At 67.5% G+C, this 19,086-nt stretch carries 15 protein-coding genes; 5 read left to right on the top strand and 10 right to left on the bottom strand.

Translation table 11 applies throughout. From position 1 onward, the window contains the following. The first annotated feature begins 2 nt into the window (after positions 1-2). Entirely contained in the window at positions 3-1,850 is a 1,848-nt protein-coding gene (locus tag N5C18_RS17105; protein ID WP_053510704.1) for an SLC13 family permease, read from the top strand. A 375-nt stretch (positions 1,851-2,225) separates the two neighbouring features. Here N5C18_RS17105 and N5C18_RS17110 read toward each other — a convergent pair whose 3' ends face one another. Then, complete coding sequence (locus N5C18_RS17110; RefSeq protein ID WP_164242260.1) at positions 2,226-2,561, bottom strand: Rieske (2Fe-2S) protein; 336 nt, start codon at positions 2,559-2,561, stop codon at positions 2,226-2,228. A gap of 178 nt (positions 2,562-2,739) precedes the next feature. Between N5C18_RS17110 and N5C18_RS17115 the strand changes: the two genes are divergently transcribed. From N5C18_RS17115 to N5C18_RS17130, 4 genes are all read left to right on the top strand, one after another. Then, a complete protein-coding gene (locus N5C18_RS17115; protein WP_053510706.1) occupies positions 2,740-3,021 on the top strand; it encodes a hypothetical protein in 282 nt (93 codons plus the stop codon). A gap of 75 nt (positions 3,022-3,096) precedes the next feature. After that, entirely contained in the window at positions 3,097-3,813 is a 717-nt protein-coding gene (locus tag N5C18_RS17120) for a fumarylacetoacetate hydrolase family protein (protein WP_279945207.1), read from the top strand. A gap of 55 nt (positions 3,814-3,868) precedes the next feature. Then, entirely contained in the window at positions 3,869-4,273 is a 405-nt protein-coding gene (gene mscL / locus N5C18_RS17125) for a large-conductance mechanosensitive channel protein MscL (protein ID WP_004154386.1), read from the top strand. A gap of 224 nt (positions 4,274-4,497) precedes the next feature. Continuing rightward, positions 4,498-5,919, top strand: coding sequence for a M28 family peptidase (locus N5C18_RS17130; protein WP_279945209.1), 1,422 nt, complete (start codon positions 4,498-4,500; stop codon positions 5,917-5,919). Positions 5,920-6,061: 142 nt separating this feature from the next. On the opposite strand, the gene N5C18_RS17135 is transcribed toward N5C18_RS17130, so the two are convergent. The 9 genes from N5C18_RS17135 to N5C18_RS17175 form a co-directional block, all read right to left on the bottom strand. Then, positions 6,062-7,513, bottom strand: coding sequence for an alanine/glycine:cation symporter family protein (locus N5C18_RS17135; protein WP_053510712.1), 1,452 nt, complete (start codon positions 7,511-7,513; stop codon positions 6,062-6,064). Positions 7,514-7,523: 10 nt separating this feature from the next. Beyond that, positions 7,524-8,516 (bottom strand): hypothetical protein, encoded by a 993-nt coding sequence (locus N5C18_RS17140; protein WP_279945211.1) that lies wholly within the window; start codon positions 8,514-8,516, stop codon positions 7,524-7,526. Positions 8,517-8,755: 239 nt separating this feature from the next. After that, positions 8,756-9,592, bottom strand: coding sequence for a TrmH family RNA methyltransferase (locus N5C18_RS17145; protein WP_180879243.1), 837 nt, complete (start codon positions 9,590-9,592; stop codon positions 8,756-8,758). Beyond that, on the bottom strand, positions 9,593-11,104 hold the full coding sequence (locus tag N5C18_RS17150; protein ID WP_279945212.1) for an alanine/glycine:cation symporter family protein: 1,512 nt from the start codon (positions 11,102-11,104) through the stop codon (positions 9,593-9,595). A 110-nt stretch (positions 11,105-11,214) separates the two neighbouring features. Continuing rightward, the gene (locus N5C18_RS17155) at positions 11,215-11,754 is read right to left on the bottom strand and encodes a GNAT family N-acetyltransferase (RefSeq protein WP_279945214.1); all 540 of its coding nucleotides are present in this window, start codon (positions 11,752-11,754) and stop codon (positions 11,215-11,217) included. Beyond that, positions 11,747-14,872, bottom strand: coding sequence for an efflux RND transporter permease subunit (locus N5C18_RS17160; protein ID WP_004154366.1), 3,126 nt, complete (start codon positions 14,870-14,872; stop codon positions 11,747-11,749). Before N5C18_RS17160 ends, N5C18_RS17155 begins: the two co-directional genes overlap by 8 nt. Beyond that, positions 14,869-15,975, bottom strand: coding sequence for an efflux RND transporter periplasmic adaptor subunit (locus N5C18_RS17165; protein ID WP_053510722.1), 1,107 nt, complete (start codon positions 15,973-15,975; stop codon positions 14,869-14,871). Before N5C18_RS17165 ends, N5C18_RS17160 begins: the two co-directional genes overlap by 4 nt. A gap of 215 nt (positions 15,976-16,190) precedes the next feature. Next, a complete protein-coding gene (locus N5C18_RS17170; RefSeq protein ID WP_279945215.1) occupies positions 16,191-18,254 on the bottom strand; it encodes a TonB-dependent copper receptor in 2,064 nt (687 codons plus the stop codon). Positions 18,255-18,326: 72 nt separating this feature from the next. Next, positions 18,327-18,758 carry a DUF2946 domain-containing protein gene (locus tag N5C18_RS17175; protein WP_279945216.1) on the bottom strand — a complete coding sequence of 144 codons (432 nt, stop codon included), beginning with the start codon at positions 18,756-18,758 and terminating at the stop codon, positions 18,327-18,329. Positions 18,759-19,086 lie beyond the last annotated feature (328 nt).

Here is a 19,086-nt window from a genome sequence, read left to right on the forward strand (position 1 = left end):
ACATGGATACCGCGCTGACGCTGACCAACGACATGAAGCTCGTGCTTGGGCTGGTCGGCTTCACGATGGCGATGTTCCTGTTCGAGCGCATCCGTGCCGACGTGGTCGCACTGGTGGTGCTGGTGGTGCTCGGCGTCACCGGGCTGATCGCGCCGGAGGAGATCTTCGGCGGTTTCTCCGGCAACGCGGTGATGAGCATCATCGCCACCACCATCCTCGGTGCGGGCCTGGACCGCACCGGGGCGCTGAACCGGCTGGCCGCCTGGCTGCTGCGGCGCGGCCACGGCGTCGAGCAGCGGCTGCTGATGATGACCACGGCCATTGCCGGCCTGAACTCGTCCTTCATGCAGAACCCGTCGGTGATGGCGCTGTACCTGCCGGTCGCCTCGCGGCTGGCCGCGCGCACCGGGCTGACCCTGCAGCGCCTGCTGCTGCCGATCTCGGCGGCGATCGTGATGGGCGGCGCGCTGACCATGGTCGGCAACTCGCCGCTGATCCTGCTGAACGATCTTCTGGCCTCGGCCAACAACAACCTGCCCTCGGGCCTGGCCACCATCGAGCCGCTGCGCATGTTCGCGCCGCTGCCGATCGGCGTGGCGCTGCTGGTTGCCTCGCTGCTGTACTTCCGCTACTACGGCGACCGCAAGCTGATCGAGGAAGAGAACCTGGTCAACGACGGGGTCACCCCGGCACGTACCGAAAGCTACTTCGCCAAGACCTACGGCATCGAAGGTGATGTGTTCGAGCTGGTGGTCAGCGCCGAAAGCCCGCTGGTGGGCATGACCCTGGGCGAGGCGGAGAACCTGCACGATGCACCGCTGCTGCTGGCCCTGAAGACCGGCAACGACACCCGCCTGGCACCGCCTGCGGAGATGCGCATCTGGGTCGGCAGCGTGCTCGGTGCGATGGGCCCGCGCCAGCAGATCAGCGACTTCGCGCAGAACCAGTTCCTGCGCATGTCCTCGCGCCTGAAGCACCTGGGCGACCTGTTCAATCCCAGCCGCGCCGGTATTTCCGAGGCCGTGGTGCCGCCGACCTCGAACGTGATCGGCAAGAGCGCGGCCGACCTGCGCCTGCGCAAGGAGCGCGGCATCAGCCTGCTGGCGATCAACCGCGACAAGCAGGTGATCCGCGAAGACGTGCGCGACGTGCAGTTGCGTGCGGGCGACATGCTGGTCTTCCACAGCATCTGGACCGACCTGGCACAGGCCGCCAGGAGCCGGGACTTCGTGGTGGTGACCGATTACCCGACCGGCGAGCAGCGCCCGCACAAGTTCAAGATCGCAATGGCGATCTTCGCGTTGACCATCCTGATCGCGCTGACCAGCAAGCTGCCGGTGGCGCTGACCCTGATGACCGGCGTGGCCGGCATGCTGCTGACCGGCGTGCTGCGCATGGACGAGGCCTATGCCTCGATCAACTGGAAGACGGTGTTCATGATGGCCGGGCTGATTCCGCTGGGCTGGGCAATGGACTCCAGTGGCGCGGCGGCGTGGGTGGCCGGCCATACCATCGACAAGCTGCCCACCGGTATTCCGCTGTGGGTGCTGGAAGTGGCGCTGGCGTTGCTGACCACCGCGTTCTCGCTGGTGATCAGCCATGTGGGTGCGACCATCGTGATGGTCCCCATCGCGGTGAACCTGGCGCTGGCTGCCGGCGGCAGCCCGACCGCATTCGCGCTGATCGTGGCGCTGTCGGCGTCCAACAACCTGATGACGGCCTCCAATCCGGTGATCTCGATGATCACCGGTCCGGCCAACTACACCCCGCGCGAGATGTGGCGGGTCGGCGGCCCGCTGTCGCTGATCTACACCTGCGTGGTGGTGTTGATGATCAACCTGATGTTCTGAGGGTTGGGTTTGTTGGCAGGGCTGCGCCCTGCACCCCGGTAGTGCCGGCCGCTGGCCGGCAACCTCAACAGCAACAGCGTGCATTCCGTGGGATGGCGGGGCACTGTGGGTTTGCGGGGACGCCGTAAACCCATCCATGGGGGCTTGGTCGCGGCATCCATGCCGCTCACACCCCGCAAACCCACAGTGCCCCGCCTTCGACAGTTTCACGCGGCTGGTGGTGGGTGCCGACCGTTGGTCGGCACGGATCTCGCTCTGGTAGTTGTCGACCTTGGTCAACACGGCTTTTGTAGAGTCGAGCCGTGCTCGACTGCTCCTGGCTTGATGGGGTCAGAGCCGTTTTCCTGAGGAAACGGATCCGCCCCCTGGCTGGCCTCAGGCCAGATAGACCTGCCCGTCGCGCACGTCCACCGGCACGGCCCGCAGGCGGTCGCCCTTGCACGGGCCGGCGATGCAGTCGCCGCTGTCCAGCGCGAACGAGGCGCCGTGCGCGGCGCACACCAGATGGCCTTCACGGCTCTTCAGGAACTGGCCGGGCGCCCAGTCCAGGCGACGGCCGGCATGCGGGCAGATGTTCAGGAAGGCACGCACCTGCATGCCGTCGCGATACAGCAGCACCGACTCGGCATCGCCATCGACCACCGCTTCGACCTCGGCAAACGCGCCATCGGCAATGGCATCAAGGGCGATCAGGGCAGCAGCGGCAGTCATGGCGAAGGCTCGGACAGTAAAGCGACATTGTCGCACGCCTGCTCAGGTGACTGGCTGCAAGATGAACACAAGTCATTGATTCGTAATAAGCACAGGCTATATTTAACGAGTTTTTCACTCAATGACAGTGGCGCGTCCCGATACTCTGTTTTCGCTGATCCCAGCCTATCGAGCCGCCATGTTCAATCGCGCATCCGCCTTCAACCAGTTCCGCACCCTGTTCGCGCCGCGCAAGCCGCGCCATCCGTTGGTGCGCGTTGCCGTGGGCCTGCTCGGCCTGGCGATCCTGGCCGCGATGGTGTTCATCGGCGTGTTCGTCGGTGCGGCGATGATTCTGGTCGGCCTGGCGTGGAAGCTGCTGGCTGCACGCAAGCCGGGCACCGCCCGTCCGGTCGATCCGACCGTGGTCGAGGGCGAGTACCGTGTGGTGCGCAAGCCGGTGTTGCCGGCCTCGCGTTGATCCATGCCTTCCGCGCCCGCTGACGGCGGGCGCCATGCGTTCTAGACTGCGGGCACGCCCTTCCTGGATGCCCGCATGTCCGATGTCTCCGATGTGATCCCTGCCGTTGCCCTGCCGCGTGTGCCGGTCGTGGGCGGCGGCAGTTTCCCCGTGCACCGCATCTACTGCGTGGGCCGCAACTTCGCCGACCATGCCCGTGAAATGGGCGCGGCGTTGCCGGCCGCCGATGACCGCGGCCGCCCGATGTTCTTCAGCAAGCCCGCCGATGCGATCGTGGTCGGCCATGACGATGCCATTCCCTATCCGCCGGCGACCGCCAACCTGCACCACGAAGTGGAACTGGTGGTGGCGATCGGCCGTGATGCACCGGCCGGCGAGCTGGCCGTGGCCGATGCCGATGCACTGGTCTACGGCTATGCCGTCGGCCTGGACCTGACCCGCCGCGATCTGCAGGCGGCCGCCAAGGACAAGGGCCACCCGTGGGATGCCGCCAAGGGCTTTGATGCCTCCGCGCCGATCAGCGAGATCGTGCATGCCGCCGAGGTTGGTGACCTGGCCGCGCTGAACCTGTCGCTGGAGGTCAACGGCGAAGTGCGCCAGCAGGCGTTGCTCGACCAGATGATCTGGAACGTGCCGGAGATCCTGCATGAGCTGTCCAAGCTGTGGCAGCTGCGCGCCGGCGACCTGGTGTTCATGGGCACCCCGTCCGGGGTGGCTGCGCTGAAGCCCGGCGACCGCTTCAGTGCCCGACTGGAGAACGTGGCCGAGCGCCACGGCGTGATCGCCGGCTGACATCACCTGCGCTACCCTGCGCGCTGTCCACTTCCCTCACCGGAGAAAAACAACAATGGGAATGCTCACCGAGTTCAAGGAATTCGCGATGCGCGGCAACGTCATCGACCTCGCCGTCGGCGTGGTGATCGGCGCGGCCTTCGGCAAGATCGTGACCGCGCTGGTCGAGAAGATCATCATGCCGCCGCTGGGCCTGCTGATCGGCAAGGTGGACTTCTCGCAGCTGGCCTGGACGCTGTCACCGGCCAGCATCGGTGCCGACGGCAAGGAGATCCCGGCGGTGGTGATCGGCTATGGCGACTTCATCAATACGCTGATCCAGTTCGTGATCGTGGCGTTCGCCATCTTCCTGGTGGTGAAGACGATCAACCGCCTGTCGCGCAAGCAGGAAGCCGCCCCGGCCGCACCGGCCGAGGAAGTGGTGCTGTTGCGCGAGATCCGCGACAGCCTGAAGAAGTAAGGTCGCAGAACGGTAGTGCCGGCCGCTGGCCGGCAACATCGGAATATGTGGGTGCCGGCCAGCGGCCGGCACTACCGCGACTACCGAAAGCCCCGCTCCGGCGGGGCTTTCGCTTTGCCGGACGTGGCGGAAAACAGCGTTCGCGCCAGCCATGACCTCCCGCCCATGCACACGCCTGAACGACTGTTAAGCTCCAAGGCTTAGGTCCCTTCCCGGAGTTGTCCATGCGTCGCCGTGTGCTTGCCATCGCATCCTCCCTCGCCCTGCTGGCCGCCCCGGCCTTCGCGGCGCCGCGCACCACCACCCTGCCCCCGGCCTCGCTGGCCACCGCCGCACAGCTGCGCGACCAGGCACTGGCTGACGACACCGGCTGGAAGGTGGTCGAATCGCTCACCACCGAGATCGGTCCGCGCATCGCCGGCAGCGAAGCCGATGCCCGCGCCGTGGCCTGGGCCGAAGCCAAGTTCAAGGCACTCGGCTTCGACAAGGTATGGAAGGAACCGGTGACGTTCCCGAAGTGGGAACGCCGCAGCGAACATGCCGCGGTGACCGGCAAGAATCAGCAGCCGCTGCAGATCACCGCGCTGGGCGGCAGCCCGGGCGGCACCGTTGAAGCCGAGGTGGTGCGCTTTGCCGATCTGGCCGCATTGCAGGCCGCACCGGCCGGCTCGCTGAAGGGCAAGATCGCTTTCGTCGATTACCAGATGCTGCCGTTCCGCGATGGCCGCGACTACGGCCGTGGCGGCGCGATCCGCAGCAAGGGCCCGTCGGAGGCGATCCGCAAGGGCGCGGTCGGCTTCCTGATGCGCTCGGCGGGTACCGACTCGCATCGCGTGCCGCACACCGGTATCACCCGTTTCGATGACGGCCTGACGCCGGTGCCGTCGGCAGCACTGTCGGTGCCCGATGCCGATCAGCTGGCGCGCCTGCTGGCCCGTGGCAGCACCACGGTGAAGGTGGCGCTGGATTGCGGCTGGGATGGCACGGCCACCTCGTACAACGTGATCGGCGAGATCACCGGCCGCAGCCTGCCGAAGGAAGTGGTGGTGATTGGCGGTCATCTGGATTCGTGGGACCTGGGCACCGGCGCGGTCGATGACGGCGCAGGCGTGGGCATCACCATGGCGGCCGGCCACCTGATCGGCCAGCTCAAGCAGGCGCCGAAGCGGACCATTCGCGTGATCGCCTTCGCCAACGAGGAACAGGGCCTGTACGGCGGCAAGGCCTACGCCGAAGCGCACGCCAAGGACGTGGCCCTGCATCAGCTGGCAGCCGAGAGCGACTTCGGTGCCGGCCGCATCTATGCCTTCAACACCGGTTCGCCGAACCCGGAGGGCTCGCGCGAAGCGACCCGGCAGATCGCCGAAGTGATGAAGCCGCTGGGCATCGAGTACCAGGCCGACAAGGGCGGCCCGGGCCCGGATGTCGGCCCGCTGGCGGCCAAGGGCGGTGCGTGGGCATGGCTGGCGCAGGATGGCTCGGACTACTTCCACCTGCACCACACCGCCGACGACACGCTGGACAAGATCGACCCGAAGGCCCTGGCGCAGAACGTGGCTGCCTACACGGTATTCGCGTACCTGGCCGCGGAAGCTGACGGTGGTTTCGGCAGCGAGGCCAAGGCAACCACGCCGCCGAACGAATGACGCTGGCGCCGGGCCATGCCCGGCGAGCGCAGCGGGAAGAGCGGTGCGAACCGAGGTTCGCACCCACCGGGCAATGGCGCACCCACAGGGCGTGGCGTGGGTCAGCGCCCTCGCCCTGGCGAGGGATCGGACCTCGATCCTGTCAGCCCTCCCACACACGGGTGTTGCGCACGCCCAACCGCTTTGGATTGAACAGCGGATCCGTACCGGCATGCCGATGCTGTTCGTAGTCGCGCAATGCCGCCAGCGCCGGCTTCTGCAGCAGCAGGATGGCGATGATGTTGAGCCAGCTCATCAGGCCCACCCCGATGTCGCCCAGCGACCATGCCACCGTTGCGCTGTTCACCGCCGAGTAGCCGGCAACCGCCAGGAACAGCAGCTGGAATGCCCCCATCACCCACCGCGAAGGACGATCCCGGCACAGGTAGCTGACGTTGGTCTCGGCCATGTAGTACAGCGCCAGGATGGTGGTGAACGCGAATGGCAGGATCGCCAGCGCCACGAACGAACGGCCGAAGCCCGGCAGCGCCGATTCCACGGCGTGCTGCACGAAACGCGGCCCGGCCTCGACACCCGGAAGATTGGCCAGCAGCAGGCGGGCCTCATCGGGAACGCCGTTCACCGCCGGGTCGTAGATGTTGTACAGGCCGGTGGACAGGATCAGGAATGCGGTTGCGCTGCACACCACCATCGTGTCGATGTAGACCGAGAACGACTGCACCAGTCCCTGCTTGACCGGATGCGAGACTTCGGCGGCAGCGGCCGCATGCGCGCCACTGCCCATGCCGGCCTCGTTGGACAGCACGCCGCGGCGAACGCCCCACTGGATGGCGGTGCCGATCATCGCGCCGAAGGCCGCGTCCACGCCGAATGCGCTGTTCAGCACCAGCATGATCACGCCGGGCACTTTTTCCGCGTTGAGCACCATTACCACTGCGGCCACCATCAGGTAGGCCACCGCCATCAGCGGCACCACCCATTCCGCCACTCGCGCGATGCGCCGCACACCACCGATCAGGATGATGCCCAGCACCACCAGCAGCACCACGGTGGTGGTCATCACCGGCACATCCCAGGCTTCGTTCACCGCACTGGTGATCGCATTGGACTGGGTCCCTGCCAGCATGGCGCCTGCGAGCACGGTCACCAGCGCGAACAGCACTGCATACCAGCGCTGGCCCAGGCCCTTCTCGATGTAGTACGCCGGCCCGCCGCGGTACTGGCCCTTGGCATCACGGTCCTTGTAGATCTGCGCCAGGGTGGATTCGATGAAGGCACTGGAGGCACCGAGAAAGGCCACCACCCACATCCAGAAGATCGCCCCCGGGCCGCCGAAGGCGATGGCCATGGCCACGCCGGCGATGTTGCCTACGCCGACCCGGCTGGACAGCGAGATCGACAGTGCCTGGAACGGTGACACTCCGGATTCGGAGCGTTCGTGGCGGAACACCAGGCGCAGCATGTCCGGCAGCGCGCGCAGCTGGATGAAGCGGGTACGCACGCTGAAGTACAGGCCGGTGAGCAGGCACAGCACCACCAGGTAGGGGCTCCAGACCACGCCCAGGATCGCATTGACGATGGATTCAATGTTCATCGGCGGCCCCTCAGAAGAACATGCCCAGGGCGACCTGGGGGCTGACGATACGCCCGGTGTTGCGCCCGGCCACGGTGAATTCGACGCCGGCAATCAACCCCAGCGAGGGGCTGAAGTGATACTCCACGGCAGGCGCCAGGCTGACGTTGCGGCTGGCCGGGCGGCGTTCGTCGATGCGCTCGATCACACCGGCGCCGTTGCGTGCGAAACCACTCAGCCGCTGGCCGGTCTCGCGGCTGGCGGACATTTCCATCACCCCCACCCAACGCGAATTGAAGCTGTACTCGGCGCCCACCGACAGCCCCAGCACCGAGCCACGCGCGACGTGTCCCTGGAAGCTGTCGTCGGTGCCGTAGACGCTGGTGCCGGAAATGGCGGTACGCGAGGGAGCGGGGCCGGCGCTGAACTGGGCCCGCCACCGCAGCGGGCGGTCGTTGCCCAGCCACACCACCTGCTGCACGCCCAGGGCAGCGGTGGTGCGCTGCACGCCGTCGCCCTGCGCATCGAGCGGATTGCCGGTGATGCGGTCATGGCTGCCGGTGCTGAAGCGCTGTACCAGCGCGACCGAGACGGCCGGGCGGGTGCCATCGGCGTTCGGCGCCTGCAGCAGGTACTGCAACCGTGCGGTGGTGTCGCCAGCGCGGAAACCACTGCTGCGTGCACTGCCGGATTCCGAACGTGTGGCACTGAGGTTGACCTGGCCCATCACCCGGTCGCTGAAGCCATAGACGATCGGCACCACGGTTGCCCACGCGCCACTGCGCTCGGCACTGCGGCGACGGTCACCGTTGTCGTCGTAGTGGTCGCGGCTGTCGACCCGCACCAGATAGGGTTCGATGTACCAGTTGCCCTGCGGCAGGCCGGCCGGATTCGGGGTGATCAGCGGTCCGGTGAAGTTGATGCCGTCCAGGCTTCGCTCATCGGCGTGCACCGCCGGTGCGGCGAGCGCACACAGGGCCAGCAGCAGGGATGCGCGCATCGTGGGGTGTTTGACTCGATGCATGGGAACCACTCCTGTTCGACGTTGGATGGAGATCCACCGTGCGATACGGGATATGGCTCGACAATGAGACAATTACTAAAAACACCTGATCATCGATCAAGCGTGCTTGATGCGACACGCGGTGAAGTGATTGGCGTGCCAGCCGCGCAGCGCGGCACGCCTGTTTCCGCACCGCGCAAAAGAAAACCCGGCCACAGGGGCCGGGTCCAGGTCATCGATGGGACGGTATCGCGGCAGTATCAGCCGTCGCGACGGCTCGCCCACTGCGCCAGCAGCACTGCCGTGGCCGAGGCCACGTTCAGGCTTTCCACCGCGCCGCTGCCGGGAATGGAAACCTGCTGATCGCACTGGCTGGCCAGCGCACGGTCCATGCCTTCGCCCTCGGCACCCATCACATACACCAGCCGCGCCGGAAGCGCCGCACGGAATACATCGTCACCGCCCTCGACCAGGGTCGCGGCCAGGCCGAAACCAGCGTCCCGCAGCTGCGCCATCGCCTGCGCGGTGGCCGGCAACTGCACCAGCGGCACCGCTTCGGCACCGCCCTCCGCCACGCGCGCGGCGGCACCGGACAGCGCCAGCGTGCTGCCTTCGGGCAGCAGCAGCGCCTTGGCGCCGAAGTGCGCTGCCGAGCGCAGGATCGCGCCGAGGTTGTGCGGGTTGCCCACGCCGTCCAGCCACAGCGCCAGTGCCGGGCCGTCACCGACCTGCTGCAGCCACTGCGCCAACGGCAGTGCCGGTGCGCGCAGCACATCGGCCACCACGCCTTCGTGATGGGTGGTACCGGCGAGCTTGTTCAGATCGCCGTCCTCGACCACGCGATAGCCCACGCGGTTGGCCACGCACCACTTCAGCAGCGGCTGCAGGCGCGGGATGCGCGCCTCCAGCAGGTACAGCTTGCGCAGCGCCTGCGGCCGCGCGTCGAACGCGGCCAGCACGGCGTTCAGGCCGTACAGGCGCAGCTCGTCGCTGCCGCCGCGCCCACCACCGCCCGTAGCCGGCACCTCCGGGCGCGGCAACGGCGTTGCGCGCGGCGGACGGGCGGACGGGCGGCGGTTGTTCCAGGGGTTGTTCACTTACACACTCTCCTGCTTGCGCTGGCGCCAGAAATCGGCGTTCTTGATGCCCAGGGCATCAGGGTCGAACACCGGATCCAGGCCCAGCTTCTTCTGTCGTTCGTAGTCACGCAGCGCCAGCATCGCCGGCTTCTGGATGATGAGGATGGCGATGATGTTCAGCCAGGCCATCAGGCCAACGCCGATGTCACCCAGCGCCCAGGCCAGGGTCGCATTGTGGAACGCACCGAACACCACCATGCCGATGATGCCCAGGCGCAGCACCAGCACGGTCAGCGGGCGCTTCTTGTTGTGGTTCACATAGCTGAGGTTGGTCTCGGCCATGTAGTAGTACGCCATGATGGTGGTGAAGGCGAAGAAGAAGATGGCGATCGAGACGAACGCCGAACCCCAGCCCGGCAGCACCGCTTCCACGCCGGCCTGCGCATAGCCCGCGCCTTCCGGAATGCCGGCCAGGCCCTGGAAGATCGGCGGGGCGCTGGCGCCTGCCGGCGAGTACACGTTGTAGGTGCCGCTGGCCAGGATCAGGAACGCGGTGGCGGTGCACACCATCATGGTGTCGAAGTAGATGGCGAAGGCCTGCACGTAACCCTGCTTGGCCGGGTGCGAGACTTCCGAAGCGGCTGCCGCGTGCGGACCCGAGCCCTGCCCGGCTTCATTGGCATAGATGCCGCGCTTGATGCCCCACTCCACCGCCAGGCCCATCATCGCGCCGAACGCGGCGTGGGTGCCGAAGGCGCTCTTGAAGATGATGCCGAACATCTCCGGCACGCGATCGTAGTTGATGATCATGATGACGATGGCCATCAGGATGAAGCCGGCGGCCATGAACGGCACCACCACTTCGGCGAAATTGGCGATGCGCTTGACGCCACCGAAGATCACCACGCCCAGCAGCAGTGCCACCACGATGCCGATGCCCAGCTTCAGGGCCTGCACCGATTCCATGCCGAAGGCCTGGCCGTCCAGCGGACCGCACAGCGCGGTGCCGCGGCAGGCGTTGATGATGCTGTCGGCGATGGCGTTGGCCTGCACGCCCGGCATCAGGAAGCCGGCCGCGATGATCGTGGCGATGGCGAAGGCCAGCGCGTACCACTTCAGGCCCATGGCCTTTTCGATGTAGTAGGCCGGGCCACCGCGGTAGCGGCCTTCGGCATCCTTGGTCTTGTAGATCTGCGCCAGGGTGCATTCCACGTACGAGGTGGACGCGCCGAGGAAGCCCATCACCCACATCCAGAAGATGGCACCGGGGCCGCCGAAGGCGATGGCGGTGGCCACGCCGGCAATGTTGCCGATGCCCATGCGGCCGGCCATCGACATGGCCAGCGCCTGGAACGAGGACACGCCGGCGTCGGACTTCTCGCCCTTGACGGTGAGGCGGCACATCTCGAGGAAACCACGGATCTGCATGAAGCGGGTGCGCAGGCTGAAGAACAGGCCGGCGGCCAGGCACATGAAGATCAGTGCCTTGCTCCAGATGATGCTGTTGATGAAATGTACGGTAGCTTCCACGCGCGCTCTCTCCAGTCGGCGGGTTGTAAGGACGTCCCGTCGGCTGGAGGGGACCGGTCGATTCTCCCTGATCGAAGGCCGCTGCGGTAGCGCCAGAAGGAATTCGCCGCTCAGGGCAGCTGCATGCGAACCCGGGCAAAGCGGCGCAGGTCGTGCAGGACGCCACGCTTGTAGACCGCACAGCGCTCCACGCCCTCCTCCTGGAAGCCGTTCTTCTCCAGCACCCGGGCCGAGCCAAGGTTGAAGTCGACCACCGTGGCCTGCAGCCTGAACAGGCGCAGTTCGTCCATCACCCAAGGGGCGAACAGACCGACCACGCGGGTCATCAGGCCTTGGCCCCAGTAGGCCTGCCCCAGCCAGTAGCCCAGTTCGGCCATGTGCGCGCGCTCGGCGCTGCCCTGCTGGGCACCGATGCTGCCGCAGGCGTGGCCGTCGATCTCGATGGCCAGGTTGAGCGTTCCCGGCGCCAGTACGCGGCCGGCGAGGAACGCCTCGCCATCCTCGCGGGTGTACGGGAACGGGAAGCGGTCGCGCAGGCCGCGCGCGACCTCGGCGTCATTGGCGTGGCGCAGCAACGAGTCCAGGTCGTCGCTGCACCACGGCCTCAGCACGAAGCCGTCACCGTACAGGCGCTGCGCCGGGTCAGGCATGGCCACCCACCGACGGCGACGCGGCTTCCTGCTTCTCCAGCTCGCGCTTCACCGCTTCCGGCGAACGCGTATAGGGCGCCAATCGCGCGTAGAACGCCGGCACCACGAACAGCGACAGGAACGTCGAGAGAGTCACGCCGAAGATGATCACGATGCCGATCGTGCCACGGCTGGCCGAACCCGGGCCACCGGCCACCACCAGCGGGACCGCGCCAACCACAGTGGCGATCGAGGTCATCAGGATCGGGCGCAGGCGCACCATCGCCGATTCGATGATCGCCTCGCGTACCGTGCGCCCATCGTCACGCAACTGGTTGGCGAACTCGACGATGAGGATGCCGTTCTTCGCGGCCAGGCCGACCAGCATGACGATGCCGATCTGGCTGAACAGGTTCACCGTACCCCCACTCACCCACAACCCGACCAGCGCGCCGAGCACGCCCAGCGGCACCGTCAGCATGATGGTCAGCGGGTGGATGAAGCTCTCGAACTGCGCGGCCAGCACCAGGTACACCACCAGCAGCGCCATGGCGAAGGTCAACAGCACCGCGCCACCGGCGCTCTGGTACTCGCGCGACTCGCCCTTCCAGTTCACCTGCGCGTACTGCGGCAGTTCCTCGCGAGCCACGTTCTGCGCCCAGGCGATGGCCTCGCCCAGCGGGTAGCCGGGCGCCAGGCCGGCGGTGATGGTGATCGAGCGCAGCCGGTTGAAGCGGTTCAGGGTGCCGGCCTCGGCCACTTCACTCAGCGTGACCAGGTTGGACAGCGGCACCAGCTCGCCGGAGGTGGCACGCACGCGGATCGCGGCCAGGTCGGCCGGGCTGGTGCGTCCATCGCGGCCGGCCTGCACCAGCACGTCATACTCCTCGCCGTTGTCGACGAAAGTGGTGACGCGGCGCGAGCCCATCATGGTTTCCAGCGCCGAACCGATCGCGGTGACCGGCACGCCGAGGTCGGCCGCACGCTGGCGGTCGATGTTCACCCGCATCTGCGGCCGGGTTTCCTTGTAGTCCGAGTCCGGGCCGACCAGGCCGGGATTGTCGGCCATGCGCAGCAGGATGCGATCGCGCCACTGCGCGATCTCGGCGTATTCCGGCCCGCCCAGCACGATCTGGAACGGCTGCCCGCCACTGCGCACCAGGCCCCCGCCCACCTGCGTACGCACGCGAACGCCGCGGATGGTGTCCAGTTCCTTCTGCAGCTCGTTGGCCACCTCTGGCGTGCCTTCGCTGCGCTGCCGCCAGGGCTGCAGGAAGATGCTGACGCGGCCGGTGTGCATTTCCTCGCTGGCGCCCCAGCCACCGGGCACGCGCGGGTTGGCACGCACGATCGGCTTGTCCGCGCCCACGTGCGGCGCCAGCATCGCTTCCACCTGCTGCACCTGCTGCACGGTGTAGTCGTAGCCGGCGCCTTCCGGGCCATCGATCATGATCTGGAACGAGCCACGGTCTTCGGCCGGGGCCAGCTCCGAGGGCAGCAGCTTGAGCAGGCCCCAGCTGGCGGCCAGCGCGGCCACCATCACCAGCAGGTAGATCCAAGTGCGGTCGACATGGTGGTCCAGCACGCGGCCATAGGCGCCGGCCAGGCGCTCCAGGTTGCGGTTGACGAAGCCATGCAGGCCGCGCGGCGCCTGCCCGGTGTGCGGCTTGAGCAGCTTGGAGGCCATCATCGGCGTCAGTGTCAGCGCGACGAAGGCGGACAACGCCACCGCCGCCGCCAGCGCCACCGCCAGTTCGCGGAACAGGCGCCCGGTGTTGCCTTCCAGGAAGCCCACCGGCAGGAACACCGCCACCAGCACGGCGGTGGTGGCGATCACCGCGAAGGCGACCTGCGCGGTACCGCGCTTGGAGGCGACCAGCGGTGGCTCGCCCAGGTCGATGCGGCGCTGCACGTTCTCCACCACCACGATCGCATCGTCCACCACCAGGCCGATGCACAGCACCAGGGCAAGCAGGGTCAGCAGGTTGATCGAGAAATCGAACGCATACAGCGCGATGAACGCGGCCACCAGGCAGACCGGCACCGTCACTGCAGGAATCAGTGCGGCGCGGAAGCTGCCGAGGAACAGCCAGATCACCGCCAGCACCAGGATCATCGCCTCGACCAGCGTGGCGTAGACGCGGTCCACGGCGGCTTCGATGAAGGTGGTGTTGTCGAAGGCGACGAAGATCTGCGTGCCCTTGGGCAGCGTCAACGCAACCCGCTCGGCTTCCGCGCGCGCCACGCGGGCCACGTCCAGCGAGTTGGCGGTGGAGGTCTTGACGATGCCCAGGCCGATGCCCGGCTCGCCGTTGCTGCGGTAGTACGCGCGGCGCTCGGCCGAGGCCAGCTCGATCTTCGCCACGTCGCCCATGCGCACCACATAACCGTCGCGGCCCTTGCCCAGCGGGATGGTCGCGAAGTCTTCCGGCTTGATGTAGTTGCGCTCCACGCGCAGGGTGAAATCACGGTCGGTCGATTCGATGCGACCGGCCGGCAGTTCCACGTTCTCGTTGCGCAGCGCGGTTTCCACGTCGCCGGTGGTCAGGCCGCGCGCGGCCAGCTGGTCGCGGTCCAGCCAGATGCGCATCGCGTAGCGCTGGCGGCCACCAATGCGGACCTGGGCCACGCCGTCCAGGCTGGAGAAGCGATCGACCACGTAGCGATCGGCGTAGTCGCTCAGTTCCAGCGTGTCCATGGTCGAGGAGACCATGTTGAACCAGATGATCGGGTCGGCATCGCTCTCGACCTTGGCGATTTCCGGCGGGCGCGCTTCCTCCGGCATGCGGTCGGCGACGCGGCTGACGGCATCGCGCACGTCGTTGGCCGCCGCTTCGATATCGCGGTTGGAGGTGAATTCGATGCTGACCTGCGAGCGGCCGTTGGTGCTGCGCGCGTTGATCGTGTCGATGCCTTCGATGCCGGCCAGCGCATCTTCCAGCACCTGGGTGATGCGGCTTTCGATGACCGCCGCCGAAGCGCCGGTGTAGTCCACCGACACCGAGACGATCGGCGGATCGATGGCTGGCAGCTCGCGCAGGGTCAGGCGGGTGAAGGACATCACGCCCAGCACCAGCAGCAACAGGCTCATCACCACGGCGAATACCGGCCGCTGGATGGAGATGTCGGACAGCTTCATCCGCCGTGGCCCTCGGCGGCGACCGGCGCCGGCGCGTCAGCCGGCTTGGCACCACTGGCCGGTGCGGCGTCCTTGGCGGCGACCTTCAGGCCCGGGCGCAGCTTGCCGGTGCCATCCACCACGATGCGCTGCCCGGCCTCCAGGCCCTGCTTGATCTCGACCACGCCGGCACGGCGCGCGCCGGTGACCACGTCTACCCGTTCGACGCTGTCGTCGGCCTTGATGCGGTAGACGAAGGTATCGCGGCCGACCTGCACCACGGCGATTTCCGGCACCACCAGCGCCGCGCGTTCGGGGTGGAACAGGCGCACGTCCAGCAGCATGCCCGGGCGCAGTGCGTGGTCGCCGTTGGCGAAATCAGCGCGCACGGTCACCGCGCGGGTGGCCGGATCGATGCGCGCATCAATGGTGCTGACCACACCCTCGAAGGTACGGCCCGGCCAGGCCACGCTGGTGGCGCTGACCTTGTCACCCACGCCCAGCGCGGCCAGTTCCACTTCCGGCACCTGGAAATCGATGTGCATGTGTTCGATGTCATCCAGCGTGGCGATCACCGTGGTCGGCGTCAGCAGCGTGCCCGGACTGACCTGGCGGATGCCGAGCACGCCGGCGAACGGCGCACGCACGCGACGGTCACCGATGTCCGACTGCATCTGCGCCACGCGCGCCTCAGCCGCGTCGCGGATCGACTTCTGCGTATCCAGCGTAGCGCTGGACACCAAGCGCTGGGTGGCCAGTTCGCGCTGGCGCTTGTACAGCTGGTCGGCCTCATGGAAGGTGGCCTGCGCCTGCACCAGCGCCGCTTCCTGCGCCTGCCCACGCAGGGTCACGATCGGTGCACCGGCGGCGATGTGCTGGCCGCTTTCGAAGTGCACCTTCTCGACGATTTCGCTGACCTTGGCGGTGACGCTGATCGACTCGCGCGCCTTGGCCGTGCCCAGCGCCTGCAGGGTGTCGTTCCACTGCGTGGGCCGCACCACCTGCGCGGTCACCGGCACCGCTTCGCCCTGCCGACGCGCGGCGGCCTCCTGCTTGCCTGCGCACCCGGCCAGCACGGCCAGGCTGAGGCCAAGGGCCAGGGTCGAAGCGATACGAGCCAACATGAACGGTCCTGATTGATCCACGGCCGCCGAGTGTAGGCAAGCGCCTGCAAAAGCGGTATGTGCCAAGCGTTTACCGGCGTGGAACCAGGGCCGCGATAGCGCCTTGAACCCGTTCCGTGCAAGGCTGCCGCGGGCAGTGTCGGCGTGTGTCGGGGTGTATCCAGTCGCGCCTGCAGCGCCGGGGATTGCCCGGCGCTACCGGTGACACGAACGGATCAATACCGGTAATTCACCTTCATCCACACGCTTCGCCCCGGCTCATTGATGCGCACAGGGTCGGCCGGGAAGCCGAAGTCGGCACTGCCGGCCAGGTTCAAGTGCTCGCTGTAGGCCCGGTCGAACAGGTTGTCGACACCCGCACTGAGCTGCAGCTGCGAACTGAAACGGTAGGCGGCATTGAGCGCGAACGTGGCGAAGCCGGCGCTCGGTCCGAGGTCCTGGGCGACGACGTTGCCCTGGCCATCTGCGACACGGTGCTGGTGGGTCACCGCGCGCAGCAGCGCACCGGCACTCCAGCGCTGGCCTTCCCAGTTCGCACTCAGCCGCGCTTCCAGTGGCGGCATCTGCGGCAGCGGACGCTGCTGGTCGCGGTTCTCGCCCCAGGCGTAGGCCAGCGTGCCACCCAGTTTCCACTGTTCGGCCACGCTCACCTCCAGCCCCGCCTCGGCGCCGGCAATGCGTGCGTCGACGTTGCTGGCCTGGCTCATGCCCATCATGCCGCTGCCGTGGTAGGTGAACAGGATGTAGTCCTGGATCTGCCCGGCATACGCAGAGACCCAGGCCTGCACGCGCGGCCCCTTGTACTGCAGGCCCACGTCAAGCTGGGTGGTGCGCTCGGGCTGGATGCCGGCAAACGCGTTCAGCGCGCCAGCCGGGCCATGGTCGGGCGAGAACAGCTCCCAGTAGTCGGGCATGCGCTCACTGCGGCCGAGGCCGGCGTACCAAGTCAGGCCATCGGCCAGGTCCTGTTCGTAGCGCAGGAAACCGCTGCCCAGCCATTCCTTGCGGCGCTGGCCCGCGGTCGGATCGGGCATGTTGCCCATCATCCCGCGGATCGACTGCCGCTCATCGCGGACGCTGGCGCGATCGATGCGCAGGCCAGTGATCCAGCGCTGGTCGGTGCCAGCGCCGAGGGTCAGTTCAGTAAATGCACCATAGCGACGGAAGTTGGCATCGGTCTCCCAGGCAGCCTGGCGGTAGGTGTTGCGGCCCATGCCCATGCGACCGCGATGGCGGCTGTCTTCGCCATCCACACCGGCCACCAGCTGCACGTCCTGCCAGCGCCATTCGGAACTGACCCGGCCGCCCTGGGTACGGCGGTCCACGTTGGAGGCCATCGGCATCGGCATCATGCTGTGCGGATTCGGCGTGCGCAGCGTGTAGTTGTCCATCACGTGGTCGGCCTCGTTGTAGTACACGTTGGCCTGCACCGTGTCCCAGGCGCCGGGCAGGTTGCGTTTCTCGAAGCGCGCAGCGTAGCTGGTGCGTTCGAAGGCAGCGCCATCCATGCCACGCCCGGCGTAGCGCGCGATCGCATCACCGGCACCAGCGGAGATTTCCAGCAGCGTGTCGGCATCCGGCGTCCAGCCGATGGCCACGTCGCCGTTCCACTTGCGCCACTTCGACGGCACCACATCACCGTTGCCATCCTTGTAGTCGTCGGCCTCGGAACGGTTGCCACTGGCGCGCACGTAACCGGTCGGGTTGCCCAGGGTCAGGTCCAGCACCTGGTCGTTGCGGTTGCGCGAACCAACCAGCGCACTGGCGTCGGCGCGCAGGCCCGGTTCCTCGAAGCGCGGCGTATCGCGTTCGAAGCGCACGGTGCCGGCCGAGGCCCCCGCGCCCCAGCGCACGCTCTGCGGCCCCTTGATGATGGTCAGCCGGTCGAAGCTTTCGGGCGCGATGTAGGACAGCGGATTGTCCATGCGTGACGGACAGGCGCCGATCAGGTTGCCGTCGTTGCTGAGGATGTTCAGGCGCGAACCGAACATGCCACGCAGCACCGGGTCGCCGTTGGTGCCGCCGTTGCGGATGGCGGAGAAGCCGGGAACGGTCTTGAGGTAATCGGCACCGTCGCTGGCCGGTACCGGCTGCCGTGGCAGGCGCGGATCGGTCACCCAGTGCAGTGGTGAAGACGGTGCGGCGGCGGTCACCACCATCGTGTCGAGGGTGCGCGCCTCGTCGGCGAGCGCAGCGTGGGCCAGTGACGCGGCCACGGCCAGGCCAAGGGCAACCGGCAGGCGCGCATAGGCGCCCGCGGGGCGGGAAGTCATTTTCATCGGAACAGCTCCAGGGTACGCACGCGCGCACGGCGCCCGGTCAGGCGTCGTGCGGCAGATTCGATAGGGACATCAGCGGACGATGGAAGCGCGCGGCGGCCCGCGTGCGGCATGTGCCGGCCAGCGCGCGATGGGCAACACGCGTTGCGACCACGGGAACACCAGCCGCGGCCGCCACAGCAGCGGCAACAGCAGCACCAGCACGGCCAGCCACGGCAGCAGGCGCATGGCCAGCACGCAGTATTCGCAGGCTTCGCCATGCATGGCGTGCGGGTCGGCCGGGCGGCTGGGCGATGCCGGCGCTGCGCTGTGGTGATCGTGCCCGGGCATGGCCATGTCCTGCATGTCATGGCCCATGGCGGCGTGGTCCATGCCCACCCTTGCCGCATGATCCATCGGCGGTGCCTGCAGCGCGCGGCTGACCAGTGGCGCAAGCACCATCAGCAGCGTCGCCAGGACGGCGAGCTGGAGCAGGAGGCGCTGCGGGTGGGACAGGCGGGTCACCCCGCTAGTGTAGAGCCGGGTCCAGGGTTACCCGTGCGACGAACCGTCGCAGGAGGGGGTTATCGGCAGGGCTGCGCCCTGCACCCGCCGAATCCACATCAACATCAACGTCAAAAGCGGGCAGTCCGTGGGATGGCGGGGTGGGTCCGGTTGCGGGGGTCGCTGCAAGTACGTCCATGTAAGCTCGGTCGCCGCATCCATGCGGCTCACGCCCCCGCAACCGGACCCACCCCGCCTTCGACAGTTTCCCGCGATCTGCAGTAGATCCACGCCATGCGCGGATGAATCTCCATCGGAATCGAATATTTCGAATTGGAATCGAAAAGCA

The sequence above is a fragment of the Stenotrophomonas sp. GD03930 genome (assembly GCF_029839665.1).
GTDB lineage: Bacteria > Pseudomonadota > Gammaproteobacteria > Xanthomonadales > Xanthomonadaceae > Stenotrophomonas > Stenotrophomonas forensis.

Coding starts and splice junctions, on each gene's coding strand:
- N5C18_RS17160 (WP_004154366.1), bottom strand. CDS start 14,872: ATGAAGCTGTCCGACATCTCCATCCAGCGGCCGGTATTCGCCGTGGTG.
- N5C18_RS17130 (WP_279945209.1), top strand. CDS start 4,498: ATGCGTCGCCGTGTGCTTGCCATCGCATCCTCCCTCGCCCTGCTGGCC.
- N5C18_RS17170 (WP_279945215.1), bottom strand. CDS start 18,254: ATGAAAATGACTTCCCGCCCCGCGGGCGCCTATGCGCGCCTGCCGGTT.
- mscL (WP_004154386.1), top strand. CDS start 3,869: ATGGGAATGCTCACCGAGTTCAAGGAATTCGCGATGCGCGGCAACGTC.
- N5C18_RS17110 (WP_164242260.1), bottom strand. CDS start 2,561: ATGACTGCCGCTGCTGCCCTGATCGCCCTTGATGCCATTGCCGATGGC.
- N5C18_RS17140 (WP_279945211.1), bottom strand. CDS start 8,516: ATGCATCGAGTCAAACACCCCACGATGCGCGCATCCCTGCTGCTGGCC.
- N5C18_RS17165 (WP_053510722.1), bottom strand. CDS start 15,975: ATGTTGGCTCGTATCGCTTCGACCCTGGCCCTTGGCCTCAGCCTGGCC.
- N5C18_RS17135 (WP_053510712.1), bottom strand. CDS start 7,513: ATGAACATTGAATCCATCGTCAATGCGATCCTGGGCGTGGTCTGGAGC.
- N5C18_RS17115 (WP_053510706.1), top strand. CDS start 2,740: ATGTTCAATCGCGCATCCGCCTTCAACCAGTTCCGCACCCTGTTCGCG.
- N5C18_RS17105 (WP_053510704.1), top strand. CDS start 3: ATGGATACCGCGCTGACGCTGACCAACGACATGAAGCTCGTGCTTGGG.
- N5C18_RS17155 (WP_279945214.1), bottom strand. CDS start 11,754: ATGCCTGACCCGGCGCAGCGCCTGTACGGTGACGGCTTCGTGCTGAGG.
- N5C18_RS17120 (WP_279945207.1), top strand. CDS start 3,097: ATGTCCGATGTCTCCGATGTGATCCCTGCCGTTGCCCTGCCGCGTGTG.